The sequence below is a fragment of the Aphanothece sacrum FPU1 genome (assembly GCF_003864295.1).
In the GTDB taxonomy this organism is placed as follows: Bacteria; Cyanobacteriota; Cyanobacteriia; order Cyanobacteriales; family Microcystaceae; genus Aphanothece_B; species Aphanothece_B sacrum.
In genome coordinates this window covers 603,172-617,319 of record NZ_BDQK01000001.1, presented here as the reverse complement: position 1 = coordinate 617,319, position 14,148 = coordinate 603,172, and the positions used below count along the sequence as shown (strand labels likewise).

13 protein-coding genes are annotated in these 14,148 nt (G+C 37.9%); 6 read left to right on the top strand and 7 right to left on the bottom strand.

Annotation, left to right across the window (positions count from 1 at the left end):
* Positions 1–12: 12 nt before the first annotated feature.
* The gene (locus AsFPU1_RS02790) at positions 13–1,206 is read right to left on the bottom strand and encodes an RNA-guided endonuclease InsQ/TnpB family protein (protein WP_124977333.1); all 1,194 of its coding nucleotides are present in this window, start codon (positions 1,204–1,206) and stop codon (positions 13–15) included.
* Positions 1,207–1,425: 219 nt separating this feature from the next.
* Here AsFPU1_RS02790 and AsFPU1_RS02785 point away from each other — a divergent pair, with 219 nt between their 5' ends.
* On the top strand, positions 1,426–2,571 hold the full coding sequence (locus tag AsFPU1_RS02785) for an IS4 family transposase (RefSeq protein WP_124969650.1): 1,146 nt from the start codon (positions 1,426–1,428) through the stop codon (positions 2,569–2,571).
* Between the two features lie 282 nt (positions 2,572–2,853).
* A complete protein-coding gene (locus tag AsFPU1_RS02780; protein ID WP_124977331.1) occupies positions 2,854–3,432 on the top strand; it encodes a DUF2854 domain-containing protein in 579 nt (192 codons plus the stop codon).
* 526 nt (positions 3,433–3,958) lie between these two features.
* Here AsFPU1_RS02780 and AsFPU1_RS02775 read toward each other — a convergent pair.
* Positions 3,959–4,921, bottom strand: coding sequence for a protochlorophyllide reductase (locus AsFPU1_RS02775; RefSeq protein WP_124977329.1), 963 nt, complete (start codon positions 4,919–4,921; stop codon positions 3,959–3,961).
* 200 nt (positions 4,922–5,121) lie between these two features.
* Positions 5,122–6,408: a DUF4912 domain-containing protein gene (locus tag AsFPU1_RS02770; protein WP_124977326.1), complete on the bottom strand. Its 1,287-nt coding sequence runs from the start codon at positions 6,406–6,408 to the stop codon at positions 5,122–5,124.
* 480 nt (positions 6,409–6,888) lie between these two features.
* Between AsFPU1_RS02770 and AsFPU1_RS02765 the strand changes: the two genes are divergently transcribed.
* The 3 genes from AsFPU1_RS02765 (at position 6,889) to ppk1 (ending at position 10,767) form a co-directional block, all read left to right on the top strand.
* Complete coding sequence (locus AsFPU1_RS02765; protein WP_172957567.1) at positions 6,889–7,455, top strand: photosystem I assembly protein Ycf4; 567 nt, start codon at positions 6,889–6,891, stop codon at positions 7,453–7,455.
* A 242-nt stretch (positions 7,456–7,697) separates the two neighbouring features.
* Positions 7,698–8,396 (top strand): peptidylprolyl isomerase, encoded by a 699-nt coding sequence (locus AsFPU1_RS02760; RefSeq protein ID WP_124977324.1) that lies wholly within the window; start codon positions 7,698–7,700, stop codon positions 8,394–8,396.
* Positions 8,397–8,598: 202 nt separating this feature from the next.
* Entirely contained in the window at positions 8,599–10,767 is a 2,169-nt protein-coding gene (gene ppk1, locus AsFPU1_RS02755; protein WP_124977322.1) for a polyphosphate kinase 1, read from the top strand.
* A 60-nt stretch (positions 10,768–10,827) separates the two neighbouring features.
* On the opposite strand, the gene AsFPU1_RS02750 is transcribed toward ppk1, so the two are convergent.
* The 4 genes from AsFPU1_RS02750 to AsFPU1_RS02735 form a co-directional block, all read right to left on the bottom strand.
* Positions 10,828–11,316: a GNAT family N-acetyltransferase gene (locus AsFPU1_RS02750; protein WP_227873617.1), complete on the bottom strand. Its 489-nt coding sequence runs from the start codon at positions 11,314–11,316 to the stop codon at positions 10,828–10,830.
* A gap of 205 nt (positions 11,317–11,521) precedes the next feature.
* Positions 11,522–11,902, bottom strand: a complete 381-nt coding sequence (locus AsFPU1_RS02745) for a hypothetical protein (RefSeq protein WP_124977320.1) — start codon at positions 11,900–11,902, stop codon at positions 11,522–11,524.
* Positions 11,903–11,913: 11 nt separating this feature from the next.
* Positions 11,914–12,324 (bottom strand): DsrE/DsrF/TusD sulfur relay family protein, encoded by a 411-nt coding sequence (locus AsFPU1_RS02740; protein ID WP_124977318.1) that lies wholly within the window; start codon positions 12,322–12,324, stop codon positions 11,914–11,916.
* 234 nt (positions 12,325–12,558) lie between these two features.
* Complete coding sequence (locus AsFPU1_RS02735) at positions 12,559–12,879, bottom strand: DsrE family protein (RefSeq protein WP_124977316.1); 321 nt, start codon at positions 12,877–12,879, stop codon at positions 12,559–12,561.
* A 181-nt stretch (positions 12,880–13,060) separates the two neighbouring features.
* Between AsFPU1_RS02735 and AsFPU1_RS02730 the strand changes: the two genes are divergently transcribed.
* Positions 13,061–14,035, top strand: a complete 975-nt coding sequence (locus AsFPU1_RS02730; protein ID WP_124977469.1) for a LysR family transcriptional regulator — start codon at positions 13,061–13,063, stop codon at positions 14,033–14,035.
* Positions 14,036–14,148: the final 113 nt, after the last annotated feature.

Sequence of the window (14,148 nt, the reverse complement as noted above, 5' to 3'; positions counted from 1 at the left end):
ACACTCCACTGCCTAAAGGCGAGTGGATTCTTGGTTCACAGAGATTGTTTGCTTTGATAAAATTTCTTCCATCAAAGTAGAGGCCTTCTCTCCCCAAGCTTTAGATCCGGTGTGTCCCACCGTACTTAATCCTTTTTTCAGAATATTAATTGCCGCATTTTCATCCCTATCTAAAACACAACCACATTTACACTGATGGGTTCTAGTTGATAGGGATTTTTTAATGGTTTCGCCGCAATTAGAACAGTTTTGACTGGTATATTGAGGAGGTACAGCAATTGTTATCTTGCCAAATTTAACCCCAAAATACTCTAACCATTCTCGAAACTGATACCACGCAGCATCATTAATACTATATGCTAAACAATGATTTTTAACTAAGTTTTTAATTCTTAAATCCTCATAAGCTATCACATCATTAGAGTGAACTACGCACCTTGCTAATTTAACAGCAAAGTCTTTACGCTGCCTACTTACTTTAAGATGAACTTTAGCTAATCTTGCCCGTGCCTTTTGACGGTTAGATGACCCTTTTTTCTTTTTAGAGAGTCGTCTTTGAAGTCTTTTTAATCGCTTCTGGGACTTTCTCAAGAATTTTGGATTATCAATTTTATTTCCTTCGTGATCAGTATAAAAACAAGTCAAACCAACATCTAAACCAATACATTTGCCTGATGGTTTGACATCTTCTTTAACTTCACAAGAAAGAACAAATTGGCAATAATACCCATCGGCACGTCTAACAAGTCTAATCCGTTTAATATCAGACTCTTGAAAATATCCTAAGTCCCATGTGCCTTTTAGTTTAAGGGTTCCAATTCCTTTTTTATCACTAAAATTAATGGTTTTAGGGTTTAACAGTTTCCATCCCGTTGTTTTATATTCAACTGAACGAGAAAACTTTTTAAACTGAGGATATCCTTTTTTACCAGGAATTTTCTTTTTACAGTTATCAAAAAAACGGGATATTGAAGACCACGCTCTTTCTGCTGATGCTTGTCTAGCTTGTGAATTTAATTCATCAGCAAATTTAAAGTCATGAGCTAAAACCCTACAATATGAAGACAAATCATACTTATCCACACCTTTATTATCCATCCAATATCTTAAACATTTATTACGGATAAACTGAGAGGTGCGAATGGCATTATCTATCGCCTGATATTGTTTTGGTTGGCCCTCGACTTTAAATTCTAAAACAAACATTTACGCTAAGCTTCACAATATAAATATATTATTGCACAATTAAATTAAATTGACAACCCCATAAAAAGCGATGCACTCCGCTCGCTTCCTCTCCCGCCGTACAACGGCGGGAGCTGGCGTGGGGACATGAAACCCTGAAAGCCTTACCAGATGACGAAAAGAGCAAAACATGGTAAAAAGAAAATGTTCTTTTTTTAGCGATCGCCGTCTAAACCCAAAATGTTACCAGAAATTTATAACAACCATTTAACAAAGTATCTGAAAAAATCGGAATATTTAATACTGTTAATCATGATAGAATTAGTGCAAGTATATAGGAAAATTAGGTTTTATGAGTTAGCTAGTTATTTTCCCAGTCCCATTTTATTTGAAAGTAAGAGAAAAAAGTTAAAACGGTTTTTCGAGATTCCTTGTTTGACAATTGAAGGAGTATGGATACCTATCATAAAACAGTGGTTAAAGCAATCATTTAGTACAGGAGATGTCTTACATATTGCCATAGATAGAACCCAATGGGGGTTGATTAATATTTTGATGGTAAGTCTGGTAATTGATAATAGAGGAATTCCCTTATATTTTGAGTTGCTAGATCACATCGGTAATAGTAACTTTGACACACAGAAAAGTATATTAGCCCGAATATTACTCTTTCTAAAAGAATATAAAATAGTTGTCTTAGGGGATAGAGAATTCTGCTCAGTTGAACTAGCAAAATGGTTACATGGACAAAAAAGAGTTTATTATGCACTCAGATTGAAGAAAAGCAACTATATTGAAGTAGAAAAGGAAATGTGGACGCGACTAAAAGATTTAGGATTATCTTCAGGAATGTCTTTATTTTATCAAGGAGTTAAAGTTACGAAAACAAAAGGATTTATAGGCAGTAATATAGTGGCGAAATGGAAAAAGAAGTATAGAGGAATAGAGACAAAAGAAGCTTGGTTTATTATCACAAATTTAACCAGTATTGATGAGACGATTGACGCTTATAAAAAGAGATTTTGTATTGAGGAAATGTTTCGGGATTTTAAGAAAGGTGGTTATGATTTAGAAAGAACGAAATTAACAGGACATCGCCTTACTTCCTTAATTATATTGATTACTCTAGCTTATTCAATGGCAACATTTTCTGGAAAAATTATTAAAGAGAAAGGATTGGCAAAATATGTGGGGAGAGTCAGAAAAAACAAGAAAATGCGACGGAGACACAGTAACTTTTATATCGGTCTTCATGGAAAAGATTGGGTTGACTCTTGTGATTTATTTACCGTTGAAGCCCAGGCATTAATGCAATTAAGCCCCGAAAAACGCGCCTATTATCGACGAGGACGACGGGCTATATCCCTGATTAAGTCTAGCTTATAGATTTTTATGTCCCCACGCCAGCGGCGGGAGAGTGTCGGGTTCGTCTTGGACGGCAGTCGCTCGACTTGGGGAGACCCCAAGATCGCGCTGCCTCCGTTTCCCGTCGAGAAGGAAGTGCATCAAGAAGCAGTCGTCCTCCGCTTCGCTTTCATGACGGGGCTTTAAACCCAAATTTCCGGTAAGTCTAGGCTAGGGTTATTTTTTACTTATGATAGAGCTTTCCTTAAATACCAAAGACCCTCATAATAAAATTTAGAGCGATCGCAAACTAGAGAAAATTATATGTTACGTCAACTTTCATTAGCCCGCTTAGGACTTACCATTGGGGGGATATTAACCATTATGGGGTTTATTGCCTATGCTACCGACCATCCTACCCTAAATTTAGTGGGATTTTTCTACGGTGTTCCTGTTTTATTAGGAGGTTTAGCCCTCAAAGCAGCCGAAGTCAAACCCGTTCCCTTTACTGAACTCACATCTCCAGAAATTCTCAAATTACGGCAAGAACAAGCCACGTCCACCCAAAACCAAATTCGTAACGATGTTACCCGTTATCGCTACGGACAGCAAGCCCATCTCGATGACTCTCTCGAACGCTTGGGGTTAAGTCCTACTGATGAAGAAAGACCCCTATTAATAGGAATTAAAGAAACAGCAATAGATGGTAATTATAGTCTAATTTTAAAATTTAATTGCCCGTTTATTTCCTTAGAAACTTGGGAGGAAAAACAAGAAAAAATTGATAAGTTTTTCGGTCCAGGTATTTATACAAAGATTATGCCTTTAGAAGATAATCAAATTAATATAGCTTTAATTACTTTGCCATCTTCGAGTAGTAAGGAGAACGACAAAATTAATTAATTACATAAAATTCGTAAGCTGTTGTGCATTTAAACTGCTTATTGGTTAAATTGAAGGAAATAGCTACAACTCTCTTTCTTTTTGCCTTTTGCCTTTTGCCTTTTGCCTTGCTAATACGCATTTAAAATGCGTATTAGCTTAGTAGGGGCGGTTTTTTGACCTAATTCAATGATTCTTACCAAAAAACTCGATAAACCCGCCCTGGGTTTTTGACAAAATTCTCGGATTTTCACTCAAAAACTATAAGTAGGTAAACAAAATTAATTACACAAAATTTGTAGGGGCGGGTTTAGCCAAAACCCTTGTTACTCAACCATTACGACTATATCAAAACCCGCCCCGACTGTGCAATTAATTTTGCGCACGGTACTTAGCACTACCCATTATCAAAATAATTCGGTCTAAAACCTCGTCTGTGTAGGGGTCAACGGCCGTTGACCCCTACTTAAACTTTTCGAGTAGTGCTAGGGCATAATGGTATTATGCCCCTACAACATTCTAAAGGTTCGGTGTTGCGTTAAAGAAGTTAAGCGAGTCCGACTAATTTAGCACTTAAATCCCACAAAAGTTCTGCTTTTTCATCATCACGCGCTTGGGGTGAGACTTTTTGTACGAAAGATTGACGGTCTTTTTTCTGACGGTTTCCCCAACTCCAATAAGCTCCAGATTGTTTGTACTCAGGAGCAGCTATAACGTCAGCGACTCGTTCTCCAGCTAATTCTTGAGAAACATATCCCCCCGTAATGTGTTTCTGAAACAAGGGGAAAAGTTTTTGAAACAGGGGATAATGATTACGGAATAGAGGAGTTTCTGCGACACAACCCGGATACAAAGAACTAAAGGTAATTCCGGTTAATTCATGATAGCGTCGATGTAATTCTCTCATGGTCAGAACATTACAAACTTTGCTATCTTTATAAGCTTTTACGGGTTCAAATTTCTTACCATCAGCCATAGTAATTGGGTCTTGAAATCCTGCCGCAAAGCCTTCAAGTTCCCCTAAATCGGGACGGGGGGGAATTTTACCGCCTAACTCATCTGGGTTATGGGTAACGGTTCCTAAAATGACTAATCGGGGGTCTGGTGAAGATGATTTTTTGAGATCATCTAACATCAAATTACACAACAAAAAATGACCTAAATGATTGGTGGCCATGGTTAATTCAAACCCTTCAGGACTTCTTAAGGGTTCTTTAATTAAAGGCATATAAATGGCTGCATTACACAGCAAAGCATCTAAAGATAAGCCTTTTTCTCGAAAAGTGGATACAAAATAACGGACACTCCCTAAAGAGGCCAGATCAATCGGGATAATAGTATAGCTATCTTGGGGCATATTTAGACTTTGAGCCGCATTATAAGCCTTTTCTACGTCCCGACAAGCCATTACTACATACCAGCCCCGCTTAGATAGGGCTTTCGCTGCGTATAACCCAACACCTGATGAGGCCCCTGTGATGACGACCGTTGATTTTTGATTCTGTTTCATATAAATTTGACCCATAAAGCTCTTAAGGAGTTTTGACCCCTCAAATAATGGTATCTTACCCTTGTTAATACTTCGTTCATACTTTATTTATATTTCAAGACAATGCAAATATATTAAAATAAAAAAACAGCCCTTAAAGATAATAAGGGCCGTAAATTACATCATGACAATTAAGTCGGGGTATTTAGTTTGACAAACTTTTAGCTAAGCCATTCTAAAACCGCTTCTTCCTTGGTATTAGTATGACGAGAAGGAGTTTCACGCTCAAACTTCATGTGAATAGAACGGGTTTGTTCTCCATCAACAGCTACAGCTTTAATAGGATAATCAATTAACCCATCTTGGAAAGACATCTGGAAACGGAAAGTTCCATCGGCATTGAGTTTGATGGGACGACCGCCAATAGTTACAGTAGCATCAGGTTCAGTTGCACCATAAACAATTAACTCAGCGTCGGCCACTAACCAAAACTGACGGGGACGAGGAGGAGCTTCAGAAGCACCCATACCAACACCCGACATATTCAGACCAGATACGTTAGGAACAGCCCACATACCCACTCCAGAGGGGAAGATATAAGAACTGAGGGTTTCTTGGTGGACGTAAGAACTGACCACTGACCCGGCTACGTGCTGCATAGAGCCAAACATAGAACCTGCAATACGCTGAGCTTCTGCACCTTGGGCCATGCCAAAAATTTCGTCGTAGAGGGGACTGTCTGCTCCTACCTCTACACCTGCACCTTGACGTTTGCTGGGGGGAACCAAATTGTAAATAGTTTTAGCTGTGAGATTTTCTTCCCAGTTAACAGTGACAAAAATATCTTCTACCCAGTCAGAAGGATAGACAGGAGGCATATGAACAGGAGCAGAACGAGCTAAGATTAACCAACGACCATCAAAAGTCCGATAACCGATGTCCATAACATAATCACGATCGCTCACAGGAATAGGTATATACCATTCCCGCGCCATTTCATCACAAAGATATTCTTGAACATTGTGAGGACTTTGGTAATTTAGATCAATGTCGCTGACATCATAGAGACGCAGGGCCAGTTGTTGACCTCCTTGATAGCGTAAAGATTCTTTAGCTTCGTTGGGGATATCCCAGTAGGTATAAGCCCATTGGGGATCACGAGGTAATAAAACAATACGGCTTTGTCCGTAACCACCAGGAAGTTCACCGAGTCCCTCATCAACATCGGCTAATGTTCCACCGAAAGTGTCTTCTTGACCTACTTCAAATTTAGATGCTTCCACTTGTTGTTCCTCCTGAACGGTAGATTGAGTATAAGAAATTGATTCCCTATGTTTGTTTTGAACGGTAGATTGATTAAAAGAATTTTGTTCGTTAATCGCTTGTTCTATAGCAGTTATTAATTGCGCCTTGCGCATTCGGCTGTAACGGGAGATGTTATACTCACTCGCTACTTTGCGTAGCTGTCGCAATGTCATCTCCTCTAAAGGTGGGCGTTCTTGTGCCATGAGGTATACTCTCCGATAGTTTGTATGGCCAATCGCTCCTGGCAAAGTTTTAAGAGTTGCATGAGAGTCATGGGTTACTCGTAGGTTTAAGCTTACAGGGATCGCTTGCTTAACTTTATGTAACAAAATATTGGTAGCAATGGTCAAGGGGCCAACTGAGGTATTTTTACTCAGTGAACGAAGTTATGGGGTTTTGGGGATCATAATGTCATCATATCTTGATATTACAGAAACGATTTGATCCCCGATTTTTTAATATGTCAGGAAATCTTGACAGAAAAAAGGACAATTTTAAAAGCGTCACTCTGAATTAGGGAATTATGGGAGAGGTTAGCTAAAGTTAATTTGTGTGTGAGGAGTAAAACGTTTTATAAAAGCCTTTGGAGTCGAAACACGGTCAGACGTTCAAGGGCTTTTTTATTGTGTTAATTGAGGGTACTTAAAGGGTAAAATACCAGAAGTTATCTTCAAAAGTATGCGATGAATGCACCAGCCATGACACGCGATCGCCTCGTTTTTCGACAAGAAGTTTTAGGTTCCCGCCGCTTCAGTAACTATTGGTGGGCAGTCATTGCCTCTATGGGAGGTGTGGGCTTTTTATTAGCAGGGCTTTCAAGCTATCTCAAAGTTAACCTGCTCTTGGTTAGTGATACCTCTGAACTTTATTTCATTCCTCAAGGAGTCGCCCTATTGTTTTATGGGGTGGCTGGTTCATCATTGGGAATGTATCTATGGTTAACAATTGCCTGGAATCTGGGGGGCGGATATAATGAATTCAACAAAGAAACGGGCAAAGTTAGCATTTTTCGCTGGGGATTTCCCGGAAAAAACCGCCGTATTGAATTTAGCTGTCCCATAGAAGATGTGCAAGCTGTTCGCGCCGAGATTCAAGAAGGGTTAAATACCAAACGAAAACTCTATCTTAAGGTCAAACAACGGCGAGATGTTCCTCTAACCCGTGTGGGAGAACCCATTACTTTGGCGGACTTAGAAAACCAGGGAGCCGAATTATCTCGTTTCTTAGGAGTTCCCTTAGAAGGGCTATAAGCTGTTAAGCATATAAATTGCTAGTTGAGATTGCAGGGGAGCGCCGGAGCACCGGAGAAGGAGTTTAAGCCTTTGTCCTAAAAAACCAAATACCCTGTTTAAATGCGTCTTAGCTTAAGGCCAAATCCGGTTTAGTCGTTTGTCAGGGCGGGTTTATCTAAACATAATGGTTAGAAGCTTAAATTTTTGTTAAAAACCCGCCCCTACGGTATGAACTATAACTATTCCTAACATTAGCATCAATGAAAAATTTAGTACAGCGTTGGTTAAGTGTATTAGTATGTGCCATTCTCGTGAGCAGTTTGTTCTTAACAGGCTGTTCTAATACCTCTGACGCTCAAGGAAACCAATCAAACCTGGATAATTATGTACCAAGATTAAACGGTATTGCTACGGTGGAAATGAAGATCAAGGGGGCTACAACTCCGATTTTAATTGAAATTAATGGCAATGATGCCCCCATTACAGGAGGAAATTTTGTAGATTTAGTGGAAAGAGGGGTTTACAATGGCCTCGTTTTCCATCGGGTCATCAGTAGTCCTGATCCTTTTGTGGCCCAAGGTGGTGATCCCAAAGGCAATGGAACAGGAGGTTTTATTGATCCCGAAACTAAACAAGAACGACGCATTCCCCTAGAAATTAAGTTAAAAGACGATGAAAAACCAACCTATGGTAAAGCTCTCGGACGACAGGGAGAAGCCGTAACCCGTCCCGTTGTACTAAAACATCTTAAGGGAGCAATCGCCATGGCCCGTTCTCAACCTCCTGATTCAGCTTCTTCTCAATTCTATTTTGCCCTATCTGATTTAGACTTTCTTGATGGAGACTATGCCGTTTTTGGCTATGTTAAACAAGGAATGGAAACAGTAGAGAAAATTAAACAAGGCGATCGCATTGAGTCGGCTAAAGTTGTTTCTGGGTCAGAAAACTTGAAAAAGTAGGAAAACCTCAGAAATAGTATTAAAGATATAGGGGCAATTTATGCATTGTCCCTATCAAAATCTTAACCAAAAGATCATACTATTCTTAACCAGTTTTAGATAGGATCGAATGCTATAACTTTAATAAAAGCTACAATCATTATCTATTTCTCAGATACTTGTTTTCTTTTCCTATAATGTTTTCCTCTATAGTTTAAAAATTATGTCACAGTTAAACATGGCGACCTCTAACATTAACCTTAAAGATCCTAAATATTATTTCAATCGAGAACTTAGCTGGTTAGAATTCAATTATCGGGTCTTACATGAATCTTTAGACGAACGGACACCTCTGTTAGAACGGCTCAAATTTTTAGCTATTTTTAGTTCTAATTTAGATGAATTCTTTATGGTGCGAGTAGCCGCATTAAAACAACAAGTTCAGGCAAATGTTATTAAATTAAGCCCAGATGGACTAACTCCTTCAGAACAATTAATTACCATTAGGAATCGCTTACGTCCTCTGGTTAAAGAACAAGATCATCTCTTTGAATATACTCTGAGAAGTTTGTTAATTGCTCAAGGTATTTATTTAATTAATTATGTGGATCTTGATCAAGAACAAAGAACTTACTTACACCAATATTTTGAAGATTATATTTTTCCTGTTTTAACTCCCTTAGCAGTTGATCCTAGTCATCCTTTTCCTTATATTTCTAATCTTAGTCTTAATTTAGCGGTAATTGTACGGGAACCTGATACGAATGAGGAAAGATTTGCTAGAGTAAAAGTGCCTCAAGTTTTGCCTCGTTTTGTTGCTTTACCTAAAGAATTAAGACATCAAGAAGACGATCAAACTGCTCTTTGGACAGGAGTTCCTTTAGAACAAGTTATTGCTCATAATCTTGAGGCATTATTTCCAGGAATGATTGTTCAAGAATGTCATGCTTTTCGGGTAACTCGTAATGCTGATTTATCGGTTGAAGAAGACGAAGCTGATGATTTATTATTAGCAATTGAACAGGAACTGCGTAAACGTCATGTAGGAAAATCGGCTGTTCGTCTCGAAATTCATACTTCTACTCCTGAGTCCATTAAACTGAGGTTGATGGAGGATTTAGAATTAGAAGAAATCGATATTTATGATATTGACGGATTATTAGGACTTAAAGATTTATTTTACTTTATGTCTATTCCTCGTCCTGATCTAAAAGATCCCTCTTGGAGTGCGGTAGTTCCTACTTTTTTACAACGGGTTAAAGAAGTTGTAGACGGGAACGAAGATGGCAAAATTGAAGGTGAAGGAGAGGATATTTTTTCCTTAATTCGTCATTCAGATTTATTGGTTCATCATCCTTATCATTCCTTTGTTGCTTCGGTACAACAATTTATTACTCAATCAGCTTATGATCCTGATGTATTAGCTATTAAAATGACTTTATATCGGACTTCTGGAGATTCTCCGATTGTTAATGCTTTAATTACTGCGGCTGAAAATGGCAAACAAGTGGCTGTATTAGTAGAACTTAAAGCGCGATTTGATGAAGAAAATAATATTCTTTGGGCCCGTCGTTTAGAACAAGCTGGAGTTCATGTTGTTTATGGATTGGTCGGATTAAAAACTCATACTAAAGTTATTTTAGTGGTACGACGAGAAAGTAATAAAATGCGTCGTTATGTTCATATTGGAACAGGTAATTATAATCCGAAAACTGCTAAATTATATACGGATTTAGGCCTATTAACTTGTCGAGAAGAATTAGGTGCTGATTTAACTGATTTGTTTAATTTCTTGACCGGATATTCTCGTCAAAAATCTTACCGTAAATTGTTAGTTGCCCCTTTCAGTATGCGTGATCGCATGATAGGAATGATTCGTCGTGAAGCGGAACATTGTCGTAATGGTGGTAGTGGTCGTATTGTGGCCAAAATGAACGCTTTAGTGGATTCTCCCATTATTGAAGCTCTTTATAAAGCTTCTCAAGCAGGGGTAAAAATTGATTTGATTATTCGGGGAATTTGTTGTTTACGTCCAAAAGTTGAAGGGATTAGCGACAATATTAATGTTATTAGTATTATCGGTCGTTTTCTGGAACATTCCCGTATTTTTTATTTTCATAATGGAGGAGACGAAGAAATTTATATTGGTAGTGCTGATTGGATGACTCGTAATCTTTCTCGTCGGGTTGAAGCGATTACTCCTATTGATGATCCCAATATTGCTAAGGAATTACAAGAAATTCTAGGTATTATGTTAGCTGATAATCGTCAAGCTTGGGAATTACAAACTGATGGCAGTTATATTCAACGTTATTCAAGTGACAATGGCCCTGAACAAAGTTCTCAAAATATTTTCATGGAAATGGCTTTAAAATCGGCGGGAAATGTTTAATTATGTAGGGGTCAATCGGACTTATTATGCTAAACTAATCATTAACAAAAGGCTAAAGCCTTATGCTATAGAAACGAAGTCCGACGAGCGCGGACTAGATAATAGGTTGTGTAGACAACCTTTGCTTGCTAATTCATTATTATTTATTATGCCATAACCAGTGCCATGAGGTTGATTGATCCATTGTTTAAGAAACTGGGGACGATAAGCAGGAAAATATTGACTATCATAACGACAAAGCTGTTCAAAATTGATAGTTTTTAAATCAATAATATCCTCAGATATTTGTCCTTTAATTATTCCTTGATAACGACAATGATTATGAGTTGGTTTAAAGCCAAATTTATGATAATTATCTACTTGTTGTAAAACAGCATCTAAAGCGGCTGGTTTTTGGTTAATTAAGTTTAAAGCTTGTTGCCAAGTTTTTAAGCCAAATCCTTGTTTTCTCCACTGAGATTTAACAATATAAATACCGATAAAGTTAAAATTATAATTATATCTAACTGCAGAAATACAACTAATAGGTTCTCCGTTTAATTTTCCCATTAAAAAGCCTGTAGGATCAGCTATATAAAAGTTATTAGCATCATCAATACCAGGATTCTATCCTTCATTAGCAGCCCAACTTAAAGCTAAGTTAAGCTCATCTAGGGTCATCGGAGAAACAACAAAATTATCTTGCTTTATTGTCATTTTTTTTAGATTAATAAAATTTAACAATAGGTAAGGTGGGCAATGCCCACCCGACAAATTACCAAGACCAAACTTGATCGTATTCTTCAAATAAATTAGGTAATTCCTTACGAGATAATTTTTGAATTCCAGAAATTAATTTAGTTTCGGGAATACCTCTTAAGGTAATATCTTCTGCGATCGCGTATACTTTTAACCCACTATTAAGAGCTTGGTGTAAATCTTGATCAACTTTTGCCGGACAAGTTTGTTGCCAAGTTCCCAGGATTATTCCATCTCCTCCTTGTCCATTTACAGCATAATTAACAGCGTTACCTTTGAGCAAAATATCAACGTCTCCATCCCCTGATTTTAAGACTTGAGCAAACCAAATTACAGGATCATCTTGTTCTTCTACAATACAGCGATAAGCGGATTGAATAATTTGTAATACTTTCATGGTTCCTCTACTTATTTTGTGCCAATAACTAAGGTTGAATTAGATTGTATTGCCCATTGCCAAAAATCTTTTGGCCCTCCTCGACTACACCCATAGATAACATTTCCTACCCCTCTTTCATCAATACAAAGACCACAATTAGTCCAGTTAAATTGACATTCTTTTAATTTAGCTTTTTCCTGAAGAGCGGCAATCCAATCTTTAGTTAAAGGATGATTTTCTTCTTCAAAAGAACGACCATGAACTGTATTTGCATGGGGTTTTTGTTCAGCAAAGGATAAAGATACGCCTCCTTCATAAGCAAAAACATTGACATTGTAACCTTTATTTAAGGCTGCATCTATGAGTCTAAAAGCTGTCGTTGTTCTGGCTTGTTCAAAGGGGCCATCCATCACCAAAAATGTTAAGGTTATCTCACTCACTTAATTGTCTCTCCTTGTTGTTTGTTGAATTTCTGGCATATAAGTACATAAGTAGAATTAATGGCACAGCCTCCGGCAGGTTGATCTAACTTTTTTGTGAGTATCATGTCATAGGGGGCGGGTTTATTTAACTTTTTTGTGAGTATCATAAATCCTGTAAAAAACCCGCCCCTACAAAAACCCGCCCCTACAAAAAACCGCCCCTACTTACTAGAATCTAATCTACTGCCTTCTTCAAAGCCACATCATTTTCTGACCTTCTGCCATAGCATTTACTACGCATTCAAGACTAGAAATTTTGATGTTAGAACCAATTTCTGAAGAATCAATTCCTCTTTCTTGAAGGGAAAATTCATCTGCTAAGAGGTTAACTTGATTAAGTTTTGTTAAATCGAGAGAAGTATCAGTAGAACGAACCGCTAATACCCCATTTTCCACTAAAAATAAGGTAACTTCATGACCTGAAATTGCCAGATCGGACGCTAATTCATAATTATAATTAACCTCAGTAGACTCAAACGGACTTTGGGACTCGATTAAAAAATATTTACCCATCGGCTGTTTCTGCTCAAATATTATCGTCTTTAACCATAGTTTCTAATTAGACTAAACCAGCCTAAATTAAAGCTTTCTTTAAAATTTATCAGATATCTTGTATCAATTTCTACTAAACTTAGGGCTAAAATGGGTTATGGTTAAATTATTAGGATTTAATGCAGGAATAGCCGCCTCACCCATGCGAATTGAGCAGTTACAGGCATTTTTAGCCATCGCAGACACGGGCAACTTTGGACAAGCCGCCGGAAAGTGCGGGGTAACTCAATCTACCATTAGCCGACAAATTCAAGCATTAGAAGCTGTCCTGGGCTGTTTATTATTTCATCGTACCGCTCAGGCTAAATTAACGCTTGCCGGGGAAAAATTTCTTCCACGGGCTAAAAAAATTTGTCACGAATGGGCAACAGTTACTCAAGAAATTACTGATTTACAAGCGGGAAAACAACCAGAACTCTGTATCGCGGCCATTCACTCCATTTGTTCTCAGTATTTGCCCCCTATTTTACAAAAATTCTGTCGAGATTATCCTCATGTACAATTACGAGTAACCGCATTAGGAAGCGATCGCGCTTTAAAAGTCTTACGAGATGGGTTAGTAGATGTGGCCATTGTCATGAATAATCGTTTCTTGACAACCAGTTCGGAAATGATTGTAGACTTCCTTTATGAAGAACCCATTGAAGTATTAATGTCAGTCAACCACCCCTTAACCGTTTATCAACAGATTCCCTGTACTGAACTGGTTAAATATCCTCAAGTTGTGTTTAAGGAGGGTTATGGGATGCAACGACTGTTACAAGAGTGGTTTACTAGCCATAATTTAATTATTAACGCAGTGATGGAGTTAAATACTTTAGATGGGTTTCGTGGGGTAGTTAGACAGGGAGAAATTATTGCTCTTCTTCCTCAAACTGCTTTGATCGAATGTCGTCATGATCCTAGTTTAGTGGTTCGTCCCTTACAAGATATAACGGAAGTTTCTTCTAATAGTTTGACTACCCTAAAATTGCCTAACCGTCTCATCCGTGAAGTCGTTTTAGTGACAACAAGCGATCGCTTAACTATTCCTCCTATTGCTGATTTTTGCCGTTTGGTTAAACAACGACTGAACTCTTTTGAGCAATTTTTAACAACTAATTCTCTTTCAGCTTAATGAAAAGCCCAAGTTGCTAGTTAAGTAGGTAGACAAAATTAATTACATAAAATTTGTAGTAGGGGCGGGTTTTTTACATACATCAATGATTCTCACAAAAAAGTTAAATAAAC

Coding starts and splice junctions, on each gene's coding strand:
- AsFPU1_RS02790 (WP_124977333.1), bottom strand. CDS start 1,206: ATGTTTGTTTTAGAATTTAAAGTCGAGGGCCAACCAAAACAATATCAG.
- AsFPU1_RS02785 (WP_124969650.1), top strand. CDS start 1,426: ATGTTACCAGAAATTTATAACAACCATTTAACAAAGTATCTGAAAAAA.
- AsFPU1_RS02780 (WP_124977331.1), top strand. CDS start 2,854: ATGTTACGTCAACTTTCATTAGCCCGCTTAGGACTTACCATTGGGGGG.
- AsFPU1_RS02775 (WP_124977329.1), bottom strand. CDS start 4,921: ATGAAACAGAATCAAAAATCAACGGTCGTCATCACAGGGGCCTCATCA.
- AsFPU1_RS02770 (WP_124977326.1), bottom strand. CDS start 6,408: ATGGCACAAGAACGCCCACCTTTAGAGGAGATGACATTGCGACAGCTA.
- AsFPU1_RS02765 (WP_172957567.1), top strand. CDS start 6,889: ATGAATGCACCAGCCATGACACGCGATCGCCTCGTTTTTCGACAAGAA.
- AsFPU1_RS02760 (WP_124977324.1), top strand. CDS start 7,698: ATGAAAAATTTAGTACAGCGTTGGTTAAGTGTATTAGTATGTGCCATT.
- ppk1 (WP_124977322.1), top strand. CDS start 8,599: ATGTCACAGTTAAACATGGCGACCTCTAACATTAACCTTAAAGATCCT.
- AsFPU1_RS02750 (WP_227873617.1), bottom strand. CDS start 11,316: ATGGGAAAATTAAACGGAGAACCTATTAGTTGTATTTCTGCAGTTAGA.
- AsFPU1_RS02745 (WP_124977320.1), bottom strand. CDS start 11,902: ATGAAAGTATTACAAATTATTCAATCCGCTTATCGCTGTATTGTAGAA.
- AsFPU1_RS02735 (WP_124977316.1), bottom strand. CDS start 12,879: ATGGGTAAATATTTTTTAATCGAGTCCCAAAGTCCGTTTGAGTCTACT.
- AsFPU1_RS02730 (WP_124977469.1), top strand. CDS start 13,061: ATGCGAATTGAGCAGTTACAGGCATTTTTAGCCATCGCAGACACGGGC.